Source organism: Flagellimonas sp. ABD4_174 (assembly GCF_056160185.1).
Genome location: NZ_JBSWWP010000001.1, coordinates 809,719 through 826,691 on the forward strand (window position 1 = coordinate 809,719; position 16,973 = coordinate 826,691).

The following is a 16,973-nucleotide window of genomic DNA, read 5'->3' on the forward strand; positions in this document are numbered from 1 at the left end:
TGCCAATACATGCTCAATAGAAAAAACAAACTCTTGCTTTTTAAGCTGTTGAGTCTGTTCTCCGTGGTTAGAGGGTACAATATTCTTGTGATCACCCTAGCACAGTATTTGGCTTCCATTTATATTTTGGCACCCGATATTCCTCTTGGTGAAGTGGTTTTGGACGCAAATCTATTTATGATCGTTACGGCCTCTGCGCTCACCATAGCCAGTGGGTATATCATCAATAATTTCTACGATGCCGAGAAGGATTTAATCAACAAGCCCACGAAGAGTATGTTGGATCGTTTGGTAAGCCAACGCTTTAAGCTCACCACCTATTTCATACTTAATTTTTTGACCGTTTTTGCAGCAAGCTATATTTCGTTCAGAGCAGTGCTGTTTTTCTCTTCCTATATTTTTGGTATTTGGATCTACTCGCACAAACTTAAACGCATTCCGTTTATAGGTAATTTGGTATCGTCCACATTGGCAATTGCGCCATTTTTTGTGGTTTTTGTGTATTATCAAAATTTCCAGGCGGTAATTTTTGTGCACGCCATTTTTTTGTTCCTGTTGATCTTGGCGCGTGAAATGATCAAGGATTTGGAAAATATGGCCGGCGATATGGCGCAGAATTATAGGACCATACCTATTTTGTATGGTCCCAAAACGTCCAAAACGATGATTTCCCTTTTCATTGTGCTCACTTTGATTCCTGCGCTCTTACTTATTAAAACCTTCGATGTTGGATATATGTACCTCTACTTTGCGGCATGTATTGTGCTCTTGGTGCTGTTCTTGGTATTATTGTGGAGGGCAGATGCCAAGAAACACTATGTATGGCTGCACAATATTATAAAGTTTATTATCGTGGCAGGAGTTTTTAGTATTCTTCTGATCGATGTGGAGGTGGTGCTGAACCGAATATTGTAATTCTTTGTGCTTTAGATTTTTTGGAGCGTAAAAAGAGTACATTTGCAAAAAAATACGACTGATGGCGAAATCAGACAATAGAGGAAGAAGACCTTCTAAAAACTACAAGGGAGGGGACCCTAAAAAACCATTTGGCAAAAGTAATGCACCAAGGCCAAAACAGGAGACTGCCAAGAAAAAATCCAACCCGGACGAAATACGGCTGAACCGCTATATTGCCAATGCCGGTATTTGTTCCCGAAGGGAAGCCGACACCTATATAGCTGCGGGCAATGTGACGGTGAACGGGAAACCGGTAACCGAAATGGGATTCAAGGTAAAACGTTCGGATGATGTACGTTTCGATGGTAAACGTCTCAATTTGGAAAAGAAAGAGTATGTTCTGTTGAACAAACCCAAGAACTTTATTACCACAACGAGTGATGAAAAGGGGCGCCGAACGGTTATGGAGCTGGTTTCCAGCGCGTCGAACAATCGTTTGTTGCCCGTAGGTCGATTGGATAGAAACACAACTGGATTGTTGCTATTTACCAACGATGGTGATCTTACCAAAAAACTCACCCACCCTAAGCACAATGTGCGTAAAATTTACCATGTGCATTTGGATAACAATCTATCCTTGGCAGATTTCCATAAAATAGGCGAAGGGTTGGAATTGGAAGACGGACCTATTACCGTGGATAGCATTAGCTATATACAAGGTGCGCCAAAGCGGGAAATAGGAGTGGAAATCCATAGCGGGCGTAACCGGATCGTTCGCCGAATTTTTGAACATTTGGGCTATACAGTAACCAAACTGGACCGTGTAATTTTCGCTGGACTGACCAAAAAGGATTTGCCCCGTGGCCATTGGCGGTACTTGACCGAACAAGAGGTGATCAATTTGAAGAATATAAAGTAGAAATAGATAATTGGTTCTCTAAACATACCTGATTTTAATACTGCTATAACCTCCAAGACTGTCGTATCCACACCAAATATGTCCCCAAGTAAAATTTCTGGTGGCTCCAACTTCGTGTTGTAGCCATGCAGTACAGTATTCCAAATGCTTTAATTCATCTTCATAACTCCAGTGGGTCCAACTTTTTTTAAACATAAATGGACCGGGACTTATAAAAATTTCTAGCATAAAGAGTCGATTAAGTTCAAAACTTAAACGGAAAATGTAATAATTGTTTTCAACCTTTACATTATTAAACTTTAGTTTTTGTTCGATTGCATCGATGGAACCGATAATTTCTGCACTTTCTCCAAGCTTTAGGTCTTTTAAGATTTTGAAAGCTACTTGTGGTCCAAATTGGACGTCCTGCCCAATGGTTAGGGTGCCGGATTTTTTGTCGATCATAGTTTTGTGGTCAATTAATCAAAAACCAATTTCCAAAAAATGTGGGGCAAGACAACCCCTCAATTGATCAAACCACTATTTGAATTGACGTAGTTATCAATTCCGTGTTAAAATGCGACTAAGTTGGACCGTGTAATTTTCGCTGGATTGACCAAAAAGGATTTGCCCCGTGGCCATTGGCGGTACTTGTCCGAATAAGAGGTAATCAACTTGAAGAATATTAGGTAATATTTTTAAGGGATTATTGAGGAGGTAGGACTATATAAATAGAGGTTAGCTATTGTTTGTGCTACAGCCGTTGCAACTTTTTGATCTTTACCAATGGTCCAGGACACAATGCCTTATGACAATTTAGGCAACTTACTACCATTGTATTGTAAAGACTGTCCATTTGTTTTGCTTTTGCAGACTCCAAATTTTTGATGCTTTGTAAATACAGGTCGGCAAACACTTTATACTGCCCTGAAGCTGTTTTTTCAGGTTCGGTCGCATGGGCAGTTAGCATTTTCTCATGGTCTATGTTTAATTTTACAGGTCTTCCATTGGCTATTTGCTGTTTGATCGATTCCGCTTCATCGAACATTTCTCTCATTAAAATTGCCAGTTCGCTATCGCCGTTCGGATTTACCGATTGTTGAATTTTGTTCTCGCTAGTGGTTTGTTCCTTGTTTTTTTCTGTACAAGAGGTTGCAGTAATTAAAATAACAAGTGAATAAGTAAGTATGTTAAGCTTGTTCTTCATTAATAATAGGCTACAATGATAATTAGTGACCGAATTTACTTTTTTGTGGCCACTCTCTCATAAAAGGACAAGTGAATTTTGTTAATGGCTCTAACATAGGCGCAAACTGTAGGTTCTATTAAACTGATGTACCATTTGAGAAGCGTTTTTCAGGTTTAAGAATCAAATGATCAGAGTTTGCAACTACTTACGATTGTCGGGTTTTCTACAATGATAAATCTTCTCTGAGGTATCAAATCCGTATTTAAATTGCTCTTCCTTTGAGAATGTATTTACAAAGTCATCCTCCTTTACCTCAAAGCCTACGTTTGCCAACCTGTTCTTATAGTCCTTACCGTACCATCTTACATGGTCTCGTCTACCAAACGCCTTCAACCGCCCTTTTTCCGTGGTTATGGAAAAATCTTCGTAGGTTGTTTCCCTGTTGTAATCAATGGGTACCTGGAATATGCCAAAACCGCCAGGCCTCATAACTCTGAACAGCTCCGACATGGCAAGTTGATCGTTGGGAATATGCTCCAATACATGATTACATAGAATAAAATCAAAAGAACTGTCATCAAAAGGGATTTTGGTGATATCGACTTCCATAATTTTGGTTTTTCCTTTGTAGTTATAAACGTGTGGAAATAGGTCGCATGGGAAATATTCAATCTCCGGAACATCCGAAAATAGATTGTAGAATACTTTTTCTGGGGCAAAGTGGAGCAATCGCATAGGTTCGTTGATCAGTTCGTTATCTTGAATATATTTCCAGACCAACCTGTGCCTTTCCAATGAACCACAATTGTGGCATTGTGCATTTTTTCTTTTTGTATTGCCAAAGATTCCAAATTCCCGATAGTTGGAATTGCAGATAGTACAGTGGACTACATCCCCTTTAAATAATTTTTCCTTTCTCCATTTTCGGTACTCCCTATGCTTTTCTTTTAAAGAGAGTTTGGTCAATCCCATCATATATTTTATCCTTCCATTTGGTTATAAAAAGATAAAAGTGGGGAAAGTACTCTGATTTTTCTCTTGTCAATTGACCAATGCCCGTTATGAGTTGACGGATTTACATATATGTTGAAACTAGAGCTTTTGTGTTAAAAAAGCTTCTCCATTTTTTCTTGTATCTCCACTAAACACAAATTGCCCAAACTTCCCTCATGAGTGTGTTCAATGTCTCGTTTAGGTTTAAAATTACCGTTTTCTATGGCTGTGCCCATAGTTTTATAGGCATCACGGAAAGGCATTCCACTTTTAACCAGTTCGTTCAAAGTATCCACACTAAAAAGATAATCGTATTTGGAATCGTCCAAAATAGATGGGTTGACCTTGATTTCTTTAAGACTAAAGGTCATCATTTCCAAACAGGCATGCATGTCCTGTAATGCCGGGACAACTACTTCTTTTACCAATTGAAGGTCCCTATGATAACCACTGGGCAGATTGTTCGTAATCAGTATCAACTGGTTGGGCACAGCTTGAATTTTATTGCATTTGGCCCTGATCAATTCAAAAACATCTGGGTTTTTCTTGTGGGGCATAATGCTACTTCCCGTAGTGAGCTCATTCGGAAAGGAGATAAAATCAAAATTTTGGCTCATGTACAGGCAAATGTCCATCGCCATTTTGGAAATGGTGGCAGCAACACTCGAAATTCCGAATGCAGTGGCTTTTTCCACTTTGCCACGGCCCATCTGTGCAGCTACCACATTGTATTTTAGAGTGTCGAAGCCCATTTCGGCCGTGGTGAAACTTCTATCGATGGGGAACGAGCTACCGTAACCAGCGGCACTTCCCAATGGATTTTGGTCCGCTGCCTTGTGGGCTGCTTGCACAAAGTATAAATCATCTATTAAACTCTCGGCATAGGCAGAAAACCAAAGCCCGAACGAGGAGGGCATCGCAATTTGTAAATGGGTATATCCGGGCAGCAATACATTTTTATGTTTGTCGGCGAGTTTTAGCAATAGATCAAAAAGTGACTTTACCTGATTTTTAATCTCGGTAAGCTCATCTTTAAGATATAATTGCATAGCCACTAAAACCTGATCGTTTCTGGAACGTGCCGAATGGATTTTTTTGCCGGTGTCGCCCAATTTTTCGGTAAGTACAAACTCTATTTTTGAGTGCATATCCTCAAAATCCTTCTCGATTGTGAACTTTCCTTTTTCAATATCCTTTGCGATGGAGTTCAATGCTGTTACAAGGTCTTTGGCCTCGTTTTGAGATATAAGACCTACCTTTCCCAGCATTTTAGCATGTGCTTTTGAAGCGATAACATCATACTTTGCCAATACCAGATCTAGTTCACGATCATCTCCTACAGTAAAATGGTCTATTTTTTTATCGGTACTGAATCCTTTGTCCCAGAGTTTCATACTATTTAATTATCAGTTGTCAATTATCAATAAACAATGGCTCATTTTAATTACTGGTTTGTCATTGTTTATTGCAAAAATCCTGTTAGTGTTTTGATGTAAATATCTATACCTTCTTTTATTTCGTCCACAAATATAAATTCGTCGGCAGAGTGCGATCTTGTACTGTCGCCCGGACCCAGCTTTACCGATTGGCACGTTAAAGCGGCCTGATCGGACAACGTAGGTGAACCATAGGTTTTTCTTCCAAGAGCCAGACCACTTTTTACCAAATCATGTTCAGGGTCAATACGAGAAGAGTTTAATCGAAGCGATCTAGGGGTCATTTTACAAGGAGCTTCCTTTTGTAATATATCGGCAATTTCTTGATTGGTGTAACGATCGTTCACGCGCACATCTATCACCAAATCCACATGGCCGGGCACTACATTGTGCTGGTTTCCGGCACTTACTTGGGTCACCGTGAGCTTGACCTTTCCAAGGGCATCGGAAACCTTGTCGAACGAGTAGTTTTTTAGCCATTGCAATACTTCTATGGTATTGTAAATTGCATTATTGTCGTTGGGGTGCGCGGCATGCGAAGGAGTGCCTTCGACTACCGCATCGAATACCACTAGTCCTTTTTCGGCAATGGCCAAGTCCATCAAAGTGGGTTCGCCCACAATGGCAACATCGATTTTGGGGAGAATGGGAAGGAGTGCGCGAATACTCTTTTCACCGGCATCCTCTTCCTCTCCGGTTGCAGCCATAATAATATTATGGCTCAGATTCTCATCTTCATAAAAATGGACGAATGTGGCCAAAAGGGAGACTAGACACCCACCTGCATCGTTACTGCCTAGTCCGTACAGTTTGCCATCTTCAATATGGGCATTAAAAGGATCTTTGGTATATGCACTGTTGGGTTTAACGGTATCGTGGTGGGAGTTGAGCAACAAAGTGGGCTTGCTTTCATCAAAATATCTATTGAAGGCGTATATATTGTTGTGCTGTCTTTGGGTTTTTACCCCAAAACCTTGCAGAAATTCTGCAATGGCATCACCGGTTTTATCCTCTTCTCCGGAAAACGAAGGGGTCCCGATCAGTTTTTTGAGGAGTTCAATGGCTTTTTCGGTCAATAAAGTTTGTGTTGGTCTCATAGGGTCAAAGTGGTATAGTCGGTATTGTTGGCTTCGAGCATTTCGGTGTTTCCGATGCAAACCTTACCTACTTGATTTCGAAGTGCGTAAAAGCAATTATGCATTTTGGGAAGCATTCCATCGGCAATAATGCCATAGGCCAGAAGTTCATCGTAATCTTTGGAATTGATATGATGGATTACGGAGTTGTCGTCTTCTATATCTTGCAGTACCCCCTTTTTTTCAAAACAGTAAAATAATGTGGTCTCGAATTGCTCGGACATGGCTATGGCCAATTCGGCAGCTATGGTGTCCGCATTGGTATTCAGCATTTGCCCTTTGCCGTCGTGCGTAAGGGCACAAAAAATAGGTGTAAAACCAGCTTGAAGCAATTTAAAAATGCCATATGTGTTCACAAGGTCCACATCGCCCACAAAACCGAAATCCACATTTTTTTTAGGTCTTTTGTGAGCTCTAATGGCATCGGCATCGGCTCCGCTCATTCCAATGGCATCGGTACCCAAGGCCTGTAATTTTGCCACGATTTTTTTGCTGAACAATCCTCCGTACACCATTAGGGCAATTTCGAGAGCTTCCGCGTTCGTAATTCGTCTACCGTTCACCATTTTGGATTCTACTCCCAATTGATTGGCCAATTCGGTCGCTTTTTTGCCTCCACCATGGACCAAAATTTTGTTTCCATCTAATTTGGAGAACAGATCTAGTACACGTTTGCACCCTTCGACATCTTCAATAAGATTGCCTCCTATTTTTACAATGGATAATTTTTGTTTCATCTGTTTTGTGTTATTTATAATGTGTCAGATGTTGTTCACATTTTAAGGTTTGGTTGTAAAGGCAATTATACTCCTTTTCATATATTTTCCAGTAATTTTTTTAATACAATTTGAGCGGAAAACACCCTATTTTTAGCTTGCTGGACCACCAAAGATTGTTTCCCGTCCAATACGGCATCTTCCACGATCATATTTCTCCTTACTGGCAGGCAGTGCATAAATTTGGCATGCCCCAATTTCTTTTCTGTAATGGTCCAATCGGTGTCCTTGCTCAGTACTTTTCCATAATCGGAGTAGCTGCTCCAGTTTTTCACATATACAAAATCGGCTCCTTCCAATGCCTTGTTTTGGTCGTATTCAATTTCGCAACCTTGGGTCAACCTTGGATTTAATTCATATCCCTTCGGATGGGTGATCACAAAATCGGCGTCCTGCATCCGCATCATTTCTACAAAAGAGTTCGCAACCGCATGCGGCAAGGCTTTGGGGTGTGGCGCCCAAGAAAGCACTACTTTGGGTCTTTTCTTGATTTCATTTTCCTTTAAGGTGATGGCGTCCGCCAAAGCTTGAAGTGGGTGCCCCACCGAACTTTCCATATTAAGTACAGGAATTGTGGCATAATTAGCAAAACCGGTGATTACTTCTTCGGATTCGTCCTTTTCTTTGTCCACCAATCCTGCGAATGCCCTAATGGCCACAATATCGGCATATTCGGATACCACTTGGGCGGCCTCTTTAATATGCTCCGATGTTCCTTGATCCATAATGGTGCCGTCACCATATTCCAACGCCCAGCCTTCGTTGCCAAAGTTCATGATCATTACATCCAAACCTAATTGCATGGCCGCTTTTTGTGTACTTAAACGGGTTCTAAGGCTATTGTTGAAAAATAGCAGGCAAATGGTTTTTCGTTTGCCCAGACCCTCAAACTGATAGGGGTCTTTTTTTAGGGCGATAGCTTCATCTACCCAATCGGGTAGTGATTCTATATCGCTAACGGTTAAATAATGCTTCATTATACTACTTTTTTTAGCCCATCAAAGAACAGGTCTATATCTTTTTTTGTGATGTTCAATGCGGGTAAAAATCGTAACAGCTTCTTGTTTTTGGCACTTCCAGTGAACATGTGCTGTTCCACGATCATTCTTTTTCGCAGCGGAGCAACTTCAAAATTAAACTCCAGTCCGATCATAAGTCCTCTCCCTTTTATATTTTTGATTTCTGTTATTTCCGATGCCTTTTCCCGAAAATACGCCCCTAGTTTGGCTGCGTTTGTAATCAAGTTTTCTTTTTCCAACACTTCCAGAACGGCCAAACTTGCGGCACAGGCCAGGTGGTTTCCACCAAAGGTGGTGCCCAAAAGCCCGTAAGAAGGCTTAAATGAGTTATGAATCAATATGCCGCCCACGGGAAAACCGTTCCCCATTCCCTTGGCTATGGAAATAATGTCGGGTTGCACACTTCGACTCCGCTCAGTGTCCAAATGGTGTTGAAAGGCAAAGAACTTTCCACTTCGGCCATAACCCGATTGTACCTCGTCCGCAATCAGGACAACCTGGTGTTCCTTGCACTTTTTTGCAATGAATTGGAAGAATTCCGTGGTAGGTTCATCGAGTCCGCCCACACCCTGAATTGCTTCAATGATCACTGCGCAATATTCATTGGATTGAATTGTTTTTTCAAAAGCATCAAAATCGTTCAGTGCCAAGAAAGTCACCTCTTGTTGTTTATTGATCGGGGCGTTGATATTTGGATTGTCCGTAGCGGCCACTGCTGCAGAGGTTCTTCCGTGAAAACTGTTGGTAAAGGCGATTACTTTGGATTTTCCAGTGTGAAACGAAGCCATTTTTAGCGCGTTTTCGTTGGCTTCTGCCCCAGAGTTGCACATAAAAAGATCATAGTCCTCGCAACCGGATAAACGGCCCAACTTTTCTGCAAGCTCCTTTTGTAATGGATTTTGAACAGAATTACTGTAAAACGCAATGTTGTCCAATTGCTCTTTTATCCGTTTTACATAGTGTGGATGTGTGTGTCCAATGGAAATTACGGCATGACCTCCATAAAAATCCAGATATTTTTCCCCTTTATCGTCCCAGACTTCAATGCCTTTGGCCTTGGTTGGAGTAACATCGTATAACGGATATACGTCAAATAATTTCATTTTTATCCTTTTCTTATTTCACTGATTTTCTCAAAAGATGTAACAATTCCCCTGATCAAGGAAGAACTTAATCCTTGATGCTCCATTTCGTTCAGACCTTCGATGGTACATCCTTTGGGTGTGGTTACTTTATCTATCTCTTCTTCCGGATGACTGCCCGACTCTATTAAAAGGTTGGCCGCCCCATTACAGGTATGCATGGCCAATTCTTGGGCTTCTTTTGCATCAAATCCCAATTGTATGGCACCTTGGGTGGTGGCACGGATCAGTCGCATCCAAAAGGCAACCCCACTTGCGCATATAACAGTTGCCGCCTGCATTTGCCCTTCTGGAATTTCCAGGGTATGTCCCATTCGGTTAAAAATGGCCCTTGCCAGATCCACCCTTTTTTTGCCCAATTCGTTGCTGCAGATACACGTCATGGATTTGCCTACCGAAATTGCTGTATTCGGCATACTACGGATGATGAATTTATCCGAACCGATGATCTCTTCAATTTTGGAAATACTGAATCCTGTAATGGTACTGATCACCACATGTTTTTCGGATAGAAGATCTTTGGTTTCCTCTAAAATGGATGTGAATTGCCCGGGTTGTACCGCAAAAACCAAGATGTCGGAATTTTTTACGGCTTCCTTGTTGTTGGCAGTGACCGTTACATTGCCGTATTTTTCGAACTCCTGAATGGAATCTGTGTTCCTTTTGGTCAGGTACATGGTCGTGGCGCCATTGCTGTGCAAAATCCCCTTTGCGATGGCCAGCCCTAAGTTACCCGCCCCTATAATAGCTATTTTCATAATTTTCTTTCTTTATCATTTCCGTGTAGGCGGAAATCTAGTTTTACATAATCCCTTCGACTACGCTCAGCCTTCTTGTTTTAAAATACTCCTGCTTTTAACAATAGACCTTCGGATTCTGGAAATCCGAACATCAAGTTCATGTTCTGTACCGCTTGTCCGGATGCTCCTTTCAATAAATTATCGATAGCGGACGTAACCAATAAAAGCCCATCGTGCTGGTGCAAATGAATATGGCACTGATTGGTGTTTACTACTTGTTTCAGGTGTAGTTCCCCATCCGAAAGATGGGTGAAAACAGCGTCTTTATAAAAATCGTGGTAAAGGTTTTTTGCTTCTTCCAAACTGCCGTTATAGTTGGTGTATGCAGTGGCCAGGATTCCTCGTGTAAAATTGCCCCGATTGGGCAAGAACATTAATTTACCTACGGATTTCCCGTAAGAATTGAGGCTTTCCCCAATTTCTCCCAAATGTTGGTGCGTAAACGGTTTGTACCAGGATACGTTATTGTTCCTCCAGCTAAAATGTGATGTTGGGGATAGTCCAACTCCAGCTCCGGTGCTTCCTGTAACTGCGTTGATATGTATATCTGCACCGAGCAAACCTGCTTTTGCCAATGGTAACAATGCCAATTGGATAGCTGTTGCAAAACAACCTGGATTGGCGATGGCCTCCGCAGCTTTTATGGCAGACTTGTTCAATTCGGGAAGACCATAAACAAATCTTTGACCATTAAAGTTAGAATCGGCCTGTAACCGGAAATCGTTGCTGAGGTCAATAATTTTTGTAGTAGAGGAAAATTTGTTTTCGTTCAAAAATGTGGTGGAATTTCCATGCCCCAAACAGAGGAAGACTACATCTATATTTGAATTTATTTCTCCAGAAAAATTCAATTCTGTTTGCCCCAACAAATCTTGATGGGCGGAGGTTATTGGTTTTCCTGCTCGTGTAGTGCTGTACACAAAATCGATTTCGGTCCGTGGATGATTGAGCAAGAGCCTTATTAGCTCACCTCCTGTATATCCTGAGCCACCTATAATTCCAGCTTTTATCATGATTCTTGGTTTACGTGGTTGGCAATTTTTCCAGAGTTAGATAGGATCTTAATGAATCCTTTGGCCTCGTCGGCGGTCCATCCTTTGTTCATTTCACCATAACTTCCAAAGGAAGCATTCATTAAATCGTGTTTGGATGTGATTCCGTTCAATTCGAACCGGTAGGGGTGCAAGGTCACAAAAACATCACCGGAAACGTGTTTTTGGGTGTCGGTCAAAAATGCCTCGATGTTTCGCATCACCTCGTCAAGATAATTGCCCTCGTGTAGCAACATTCCGTAAAAATTGCCCATTTGCTCTTTTTGGTATTGCTGCCATTTGCTCAGGGTGTGTTTTTCCAGCAAATGGTGGGCTTTTATAATGATCAAGGGTGCTGCCGCTTCGAAACCGACCCTCCCTTTGATACCGATTATGGTATCGCCAACGTGAATATCCCTGCCAATGGCATATTTTGATGCTATTGCGGATAGCTTCTCGATATTGGCCACGGGTGTGTCCGGCTCACCATCCAAAGCCACTAACTCACCATTTTTAAAAGTAAGTTTTAGTTCTTTTGGCAGTTCTTTCTCCAAGGGGCTTGGGTAGGCGCTTTCGGGCAGGGATAGATGTGAGGTCAGGGTTTCATCACCTCCTACAGATGTTCCCCATAGTCCTTTGTTCACCGAATACTTGGCCTTTTCCCAAGAATAATCTATCCCGTTCTTTTGCAGATATTCGATTTCTTCCTCTCTGGCGAGTTTTTTGTCCCTTATCGGGGTAATAATATTGATTTCCGGGGCTAAGATTTGAAAAATCATATCAAACCTTACTTGGTCGTTACCGGCCCCTGTGCTTCCGTGTGCGATATATTTAGCACCGATTTTTTTGGCGTGGTTCACAATCTCGATAGCCTGAACGATTCGTTCCGCACTTACGGAAAGGGGATAGGTGTTGTTTCGGAGAACATTTCCGAAGATTAAATATTTGACCACTTTGTTATAAAAAATGCCTATGGCATCGATGGAAGTGTAAGATGTGGCACCCAAAGCAAGTGCTTTTTCTTCAATGTCCTCGATTTCAGCTTTGCTGAATCCTCCAGTGTTTACGCTTACTGCATGTACTTCGAAGCCCTCTTCTTTGGAAAGGTATTTGGCACAGTAGGAGGTGTCCAACCCGCCGCTATAAGCTATAACTAATTTTTCCATTTTGATTCTTTATGTGTTATTTTCCAGTCGAGTACGGTCGAATGGAAATGCATCCGATCATGTTCGAACAGATTTCTATTTATTTTTCTTTTTGAGAAAAAGTGATTCTTTAATGCTTTTCAATCTCTGAAATGCTTTTTTGTTCACTTTTTCCGGTTGTTGATTTTTTGCTTTTGGGTCGTGAAGCATCCCGGTGCAAAGGCACATTTTTCTATCGGTTCGGGTAAGGATATCAAAATTCTTGCAGGTTTGACAGCCTTTCCAGAATTCCGGGTCGTCCGTTAGTTCCGAAAATGTAACTGGCTTATAGCCAAGTTCGTAGTTCATTTTCATTACGGCCAGTCCAGTGGTTATGCCAAAAATTTTGGCGTCGGGAAACTTTTTTCGGGAAAGGTCGAAAACGGCTTTTTTAATTTTTTTGGCCAGACCTTGGTTTCTGTAATCTGGATGGACTATTAAACCAGAGTTGGCCACAAAGTCCTTGTTCCCCCAGACTTCGATATAACAGAATCCAGCGAACTTATCTCCATCCAACGCAATAATTGCATTACCGTTTTGGAGACGTTTTATTATGTATTCTGGAGTTCGCATGGCAATACCTGTACCTCTGACCTTTGCGGAATCGGTTATGGTATCACTAATGATCTGCGCGTATTTATAATGTGATTCGTTAGCAACAATAATTTCCATTGCAAGCGATTAATCTGTAAAAAAGTGAAAAAAATGTATTTGGAGTTTTGCGGAAATGGACTCACCTATTTCCAATAGATATGTTGCACCCTTACGGGCGACGACGGCGGGGGGTAAATGGACTGATGGGAGCTGTGATGCTCAAAGTAGATAGTATGTACTGTTGTCCTTTCATTCTGAGGCTAATGTACAAATTAATTCGAATTGTACTAAAGTTGTGATTACTTTTTGAGGAAATATAACTTTTTTGGCCTGCTTCCTATTAATTCATAAATAAAATAGCCGATTACCACGATGTATTCAATGGCCAATAACCATAGGTTCTCTTTAAAATCGGGATGTGAATAGGCGTAATAACTTAAAATTATGGTGCAGGACCATACCAGTGGGAACTTGTAATCCGTAAAAATTGCAAACCCCAAAAGGAATATCACGTACCAAGGATGAACGGTGCTGGATAGGAAATAATATAGGGCCAAGGCAATGACCATTGTGCTGAGGACATGGTCTAAACTTTGGTTTTTTCGAAGAAAGGCAAGAACCAGGACTATTATTAACACGGCTATTTTTAGATAAGAACCATAAGTGTCAATGAGTTCCCATGGTTTAGCCTCAAAATAGGTTACTGCTATCTTTTTAACCACATTGTAAACACTGGCGTTGAACTCGAAATTGGAAAACCAAAGTCCGACGGTCTCTGTATAATTATCAACAAATACAGATGAGTAGAAGGGAAGAAGGAGCATAATACAGCCAGCTATGACCAGAATGTAAAAAATAGCACTCTTTTTGAGCCCTAGGTATTTTACCAATATGGGCAGGAAGATCAAGGGGACCAATTTTACCATTATGGAAATGGCATAAACAGGACTGGCCCACAGCCATTTGTTTTTTGATAAGAGGTAAATGGCCCAAATAAAAAAGAAGAGCATGACCCCTTCAAAATGAAGATTTCCTGTGAGCTCAATTATCACCAATGGATTTAAAAAGTACCAAAATGCCAAGTGGTTGGCCCTATTGAGGTTTTGAAGAAGTTTTCGTCCAAAATAAAGCATTCCGAAGTCCGCAAGGATTATAATCAATCGTAAAACGATCATGGATCCCACTACACTTCCGCCTCCCAATACAGCTGATAGTGCAAAAAGGATTTGGTTGATCGGTGGATAATTACTGTAATGTCGAGCGTTGAGGTCCGTCATGCCGGCATAAAGTTTGTTTATACCGGTAAACGCAATCTCGCCCTGTTCCATAATTTGGTCAGGGGTGTACAAATAGGGGTTGATACCGTTTTTTATGAGTTGACCGTCCCAAATAAAACGATAAAAATCTTGCGATAGATTAGGTTCGGCGAATAGAAAAACCAATCGAAATAAGATTCCTATGCCCAATAAAAACTTATAGTTCCACTTTTCGAATTGGAGTATTTTGTAGGTAAGATAGAAGAGTGCCCCAAAAAGCATTAAGAGCTTTGTAAAATCGGTTCTGACGAGATTGTATGCAAAGCTCCAATAAAACAATGTGCAAGCGACGGCAAAAAGAATGGGATATCTATGCAGTCGCCAGTAAGATTGCATGGTTTTGGTTTATGCTTTGGACGTTATGGATTTAAAGAAAACAAATCCAAAACCTAAAAACAACATTAGGTGGAATGGGAACAATCCATAATCGTTCAAAGGAATGGCACTGTACATTCCAAATAGGAAATAGATCATTAAAGCGAATTCCAAGATCATGTTCGGCGATAGCTTGTTGGTCAAATATTTATTGCCTTTCCAGCTATCGGAAAGGTTATTGATATTGAACTTAGGGGTTCTTACAAATTCACTTCGCTTGCCTAAATGCCCTTCCAAAACGGCCACGGTATTGTGCAAAGAAAAGCCCAGCGCCACCGAGAAGAAGGTGAAAAAGAGTTTTATATAATCCACAAAATTGTCGAAACCGCTCCCTTGTATACTTTTATAGGTAAACCAATAGCAAATAAACAGGATTATGGTGCTGAGGATAAAAAAGCTGGTAACCTCGAACACCCATCCCAAATGGCCGTATGTATTTTTTATATAGAGCATGGGAATGCTCAATAAAGCCACAATGAAAACGCAAAGGAACATTGAGCTGTTCAATAAGTGCATTACACCATGAAACTTGGTTTTAAACGGTATATTTTTGGAGGTAACAACGCTCCAAACCGTTTTTCTAAAGTTTTCTGCACCTCCTTTGTTCCAACGAAATTGTTGGGAACGGGCGGCACTGATCACCACAGGAAGTTCTGCAGGGGTTTCTACGTCTTCCAAATATTTGAATTTCCAGTTTTTTAATTGGGCACGGTAGCTCAAATCCAAGTCTTCGGTAAGGGTGTCGCCTTCCCAGTTACCTGCATCGAGAATACATTGTTTTCTCCAAATACCAGCGGTACCATTAAAATTGATAAAATGTCCTTTGGAGTTTCTGCCAACTTGTTCCAGGGTAAAATGGGCATCCAAGGCAAAGGCCTGGATACGTGTTAGGGTAGAATAATCCCTGTTGATGTGTCCCCAACGGGTCTGAACCACACCGATTTCTTGATCTTTAAAATAAGGTACGGTTTTTTTTAACCAGTCTGTTTCGGGTAGAAAATCGGCATCAAAAATGGCTATAAAATCGCCCTTGGCGATTTCCAGGCCTTCTTTAAGGGCGCCGGCTTTAAAACCTTTTCTGTTTTCCCTGCGGATATGCTGAATATCCAGTCCGGTTTCTTGGAGTTCTTGAACCCTGCGAGCGGTTTCTATCACGGAATCGTCGGTGGAGTCGTCCAGTACTTGGATCTCCAACTTGCTTTTGGGATATTCTATTTTGGCAATATTGTCCAGTAAACGCTCCATTACGTACTCCTCATTGTAGATGGGGAGTTGAATGGTAACGAATGGTATTTCTTTTGGATCTAACAGATTAAACTTGGGGGCTTCCTCGTTTCGTCTTTTGTAGCCAAGGTAGTTTATCAGAAGATTCAATTGGGCAAGGCTGTAGAAAAAAATCAAAATCAAGGCGATACTATAAATAGCAATTATGATGTAAGCAATAGCAAGTCCCATTATTTTAAACTGTATTTAAAGATCCAACCCAATATTTTTATGCCCGCAAATATAGTACCTTTTATGGTACCTGAAACTTTTGAGATGCCAATTCTTCGTTTGTAACGCACTGGTACTTCGATATATGACATTTTTTTTCTCAGAATTTTCAATTGCATTTCCACAGTCCACCCATAAGTTGTGTCCTGCATGTTCAATTCTTTGAGCTTTTCGTATTTAATTGCCCTAAATGGTCCTAAATCCGTAAATTTTGATTTAAAAAACAAACGCATTAAAAATGTGGCCAGATTGTTTCCAAACACCTGTTGAGGAGTCATGGAACCTGTTTCACGGAGCGACTTTTTTCTTGCTCCTACCACAAAATCAATATCATTTTCCAAAATAGGGGCCACTATCTTATCCAATTCTTCTGGATAATCCGAATAGTCTCCGTCGATAAATACGATAATGTCGGGTGTTTTGGATTGTTCGGAGATATATTTTAGCCCTTTTAAACAGGCAAAGCCATAGCCCTTGCGGTTTTCCATGACCACGGTTGCCCCCGCTTTTTTTGCATTTGCCACGGTATCGTCTCCGGAACCATTGTCCACAACGATTATTTCCGAGACATGATCGGGGATTTCCGAAACCACTAGACCAATGGAATCTCCTTCGTTGATTGCAGGAATAATGACTTTTATGTCTGCCATTGGTTCAGCTTAATTGTAGTTTGTGTTTAGGTGGCAAAACTAA

General features: G+C 41.1%; 17 protein-coding genes and 1 pseudogene. 3 read left to right on the forward strand and 15 right to left on the reverse strand.

The window, feature by feature from the left end; all coding sequences use genetic code 11:
• The first annotated feature begins 9 nt into the window (after window positions 1–9).
• Window positions 10–915, forward strand: coding sequence for a geranylgeranylglycerol-phosphate geranylgeranyltransferase (locus tag ACXAFK_RS03540; RefSeq protein WP_224836307.1), 906 nt, complete (start codon window positions 10–12; stop codon window positions 913–915).
• A 61-nt stretch (window positions 916–976) separates the two neighbouring features.
• A complete protein-coding gene (locus ACXAFK_RS03545; RefSeq protein WP_474956822.1) occupies window positions 977–1,816 on the forward strand; it encodes a pseudouridine synthase in 840 nt (279 codons plus the stop codon).
• A gap of 18 nt (window positions 1,817–1,834) precedes the next feature.
• Here ACXAFK_RS03545 and ACXAFK_RS03550 read toward each other — a convergent pair whose 3' ends face one another.
• A complete protein-coding gene (locus tag ACXAFK_RS03550; RefSeq protein WP_474956823.1) occupies window positions 1,835–2,260 on the reverse strand; it encodes a hypothetical protein in 426 nt (141 codons plus the stop codon).
• A 120-nt stretch (window positions 2,261–2,380) separates the two neighbouring features.
• On the opposite strand from ACXAFK_RS03550, the pseudogene ACXAFK_RS03555 reads away from it, so the two are divergent.
• Window positions 2,381–2,458, forward strand: a pseudogene (locus ACXAFK_RS03555) (pseudouridine synthase); the annotation flags it as partial.
• Between the two features lie 91 nt (window positions 2,459–2,549).
• Here the strand turns inward: ACXAFK_RS03555 and ACXAFK_RS03560 are convergent.
• The 14 genes from ACXAFK_RS03560 to ACXAFK_RS03625 form a co-directional block, all read right to left on the reverse strand.
• A complete protein-coding gene (locus ACXAFK_RS03560) occupies window positions 2,550–3,002 on the reverse strand; it encodes a hypothetical protein (RefSeq protein ID WP_474956824.1) in 453 nt (150 codons plus the stop codon).
• A gap of 183 nt (window positions 3,003–3,185) precedes the next feature.
• Window positions 3,186–3,959: a class I SAM-dependent methyltransferase gene (locus ACXAFK_RS03565; RefSeq protein ID WP_474956825.1), complete on the reverse strand. Its 774-nt coding sequence runs from the start codon at window positions 3,957–3,959 to the stop codon at window positions 3,186–3,188.
• 131 nt (window positions 3,960–4,090) lie between these two features.
• A complete protein-coding gene (gene argH / locus ACXAFK_RS03570; protein ID WP_474956826.1) occupies window positions 4,091–5,371 on the reverse strand; it encodes an argininosuccinate lyase in 1,281 nt (426 codons plus the stop codon).
• 68 nt (window positions 5,372–5,439) lie between these two features.
• Entirely contained in the window at window positions 5,440–6,510 is a 1,071-nt protein-coding gene (locus ACXAFK_RS03575; protein ID WP_474956827.1) for a M20 family metallo-hydrolase, read from the reverse strand.
• Window positions 6,507–7,286 carry an acetylglutamate kinase gene (argB, locus tag ACXAFK_RS03580; RefSeq protein ID WP_474956828.1) on the reverse strand — a complete coding sequence of 260 codons (780 nt, stop codon included), beginning with the start codon at window positions 7,284–7,286 and terminating at the stop codon, window positions 6,507–6,509. The genes ACXAFK_RS03575 and argB overlap by 4 nt, the downstream gene beginning before the upstream one ends.
• Before the next feature lie 77 nt (window positions 7,287–7,363).
• Complete coding sequence (locus ACXAFK_RS03585; RefSeq protein ID WP_474956829.1) at window positions 7,364–8,302, reverse strand: Rossmann-fold NAD(P)-binding domain-containing protein; 939 nt, start codon at window positions 8,300–8,302, stop codon at window positions 7,364–7,366.
• Window positions 8,302–9,447, reverse strand: coding sequence for an aspartate aminotransferase family protein (locus ACXAFK_RS03590; protein ID WP_474956830.1), 1,146 nt, complete (start codon window positions 9,445–9,447; stop codon window positions 8,302–8,304). The genes ACXAFK_RS03585 and ACXAFK_RS03590 overlap by 1 nt, the downstream gene beginning before the upstream one ends.
• 2 nt (window positions 9,448–9,449) lie before the next feature.
• Window positions 9,450–10,244, reverse strand: a complete 795-nt coding sequence (proC, locus tag ACXAFK_RS03595; protein ID WP_224836321.1) for a pyrroline-5-carboxylate reductase — start codon at window positions 10,242–10,244, stop codon at window positions 9,450–9,452.
• Window positions 10,245–10,324: 80 nt separating this feature from the next.
• A complete protein-coding gene (argC, locus tag ACXAFK_RS03600) occupies window positions 10,325–11,299 on the reverse strand; it encodes an N-acetyl-gamma-glutamyl-phosphate reductase (protein ID WP_474956831.1) in 975 nt (324 codons plus the stop codon).
• The gene (locus tag ACXAFK_RS03605; RefSeq protein WP_474956832.1) at window positions 11,296–12,483 is read right to left on the reverse strand and encodes an argininosuccinate synthase; all 1,188 of its coding nucleotides are present in this window, start codon (window positions 12,481–12,483) and stop codon (window positions 11,296–11,298) included. The genes argC and ACXAFK_RS03605 overlap by 4 nt, the downstream gene beginning before the upstream one ends.
• A gap of 75 nt (window positions 12,484–12,558) precedes the next feature.
• Window positions 12,559–13,173 (reverse strand): GNAT family N-acetyltransferase, encoded by a 615-nt coding sequence (locus ACXAFK_RS03610; protein ID WP_224836324.1) that lies wholly within the window; start codon window positions 13,171–13,173, stop codon window positions 12,559–12,561.
• 221 nt (window positions 13,174–13,394) lie between these two features.
• Entirely contained in the window at window positions 13,395–14,747 is a 1,353-nt protein-coding gene (locus ACXAFK_RS03615) for an MptA/MptB family glycosyltransferase (protein WP_474956833.1), read from the reverse strand.
• Window positions 14,748–14,756: 9 nt separating this feature from the next.
• A complete protein-coding gene (locus tag ACXAFK_RS03620) occupies window positions 14,757–16,241 on the reverse strand; it encodes a cellulose synthase family protein (RefSeq protein WP_474956834.1) in 1,485 nt (494 codons plus the stop codon).
• Window positions 16,241–16,930 (reverse strand): glycosyltransferase family 2 protein, encoded by a 690-nt coding sequence (locus ACXAFK_RS03625; protein WP_293298935.1) that lies wholly within the window; start codon window positions 16,928–16,930, stop codon window positions 16,241–16,243. The genes ACXAFK_RS03620 and ACXAFK_RS03625 overlap by 1 nt, the downstream gene beginning before the upstream one ends.
• Window positions 16,931–16,973: the final 43 nt, after the last annotated feature.

What these genes read in the sequence shown, in the direction of transcription:
- ACXAFK_RS03575 (WP_474956827.1), bottom strand. Translation starts at nt 6,510, where the DNA reads ATGAGACCAACACAAACTTTATTGACCGAAAAAGCCATTGAACTCCTC.
- ACXAFK_RS03545 (WP_474956822.1), top strand. Translation starts at nt 977, where the DNA reads ATGGCGAAATCAGACAATAGAGGAAGAAGACCTTCTAAAAACTACAAG.
- ACXAFK_RS03615 (WP_474956833.1), bottom strand. Translation starts at nt 14,747, where the DNA reads ATGCAATCTTACTGGCGACTGCATAGATATCCCATTCTTTTTGCCGTC.
- argC (WP_474956831.1), bottom strand. Translation starts at nt 11,299, where the DNA reads ATGATAAAAGCTGGAATTATAGGTGGCTCAGGATATACAGGAGGTGAG.
- ACXAFK_RS03585 (WP_474956829.1), bottom strand. Translation starts at nt 8,302, where the DNA reads ATGAAGCATTATTTAACCGTTAGCGATATAGAATCACTACCCGATTGG.
- argH (WP_474956826.1), bottom strand. Translation starts at nt 5,371, where the DNA reads ATGAAACTCTGGGACAAAGGATTCAGTACCGATAAAAAAATAGACCAT.
- ACXAFK_RS03605 (WP_474956832.1), bottom strand. Translation starts at nt 12,483, where the DNA reads ATGGAAAAATTAGTTATAGCTTATAGCGGCGGGTTGGACACCTCCTAC.
- ACXAFK_RS03565 (WP_474956825.1), bottom strand. Translation starts at nt 3,959, where the DNA reads ATGATGGGATTGACCAAACTCTCTTTAAAAGAAAAGCATAGGGAGTAC.
- ACXAFK_RS03610 (WP_224836324.1), bottom strand. Translation starts at nt 13,173, where the DNA reads ATGGAAATTATTGTTGCTAACGAATCACATTATAAATACGCGCAGATC.
- ACXAFK_RS03560 (WP_474956824.1), bottom strand. Translation starts at nt 3,002, where the DNA reads ATGAAGAACAAGCTTAACATACTTACTTATTCACTTGTTATTTTAATT.
- ACXAFK_RS03550 (WP_474956823.1), bottom strand. Translation starts at nt 2,260, where the DNA reads ATGATCGACAAAAAATCCGGCACCCTAACCATTGGGCAGGACGTCCAA.
- ACXAFK_RS03590 (WP_474956830.1), bottom strand. Translation starts at nt 9,447, where the DNA reads ATGAAATTATTTGACGTATATCCGTTATACGATGTTACTCCAACCAAG.
- ACXAFK_RS03620 (WP_474956834.1), bottom strand. Translation starts at nt 16,241, where the DNA reads ATGGGACTTGCTATTGCTTACATCATAATTGCTATTTATAGTATCGCC.
- ACXAFK_RS03625 (WP_293298935.1), bottom strand. Translation starts at nt 16,930, where the DNA reads ATGGCAGACATAAAAGTCATTATTCCTGCAATCAACGAAGGAGATTCC.
- proC (WP_224836321.1), bottom strand. Translation starts at nt 10,244, where the DNA reads ATGAAAATAGCTATTATAGGGGCGGGTAACTTAGGGCTGGCCATCGCA.
- ACXAFK_RS03540 (WP_224836307.1), top strand. Translation starts at nt 10, where the DNA reads ATGCTCAATAGAAAAAACAAACTCTTGCTTTTTAAGCTGTTGAGTCTG.
- argB (WP_474956828.1), bottom strand. Translation starts at nt 7,286, where the DNA reads ATGAAACAAAAATTATCCATTGTAAAAATAGGAGGCAATCTTATTGAA.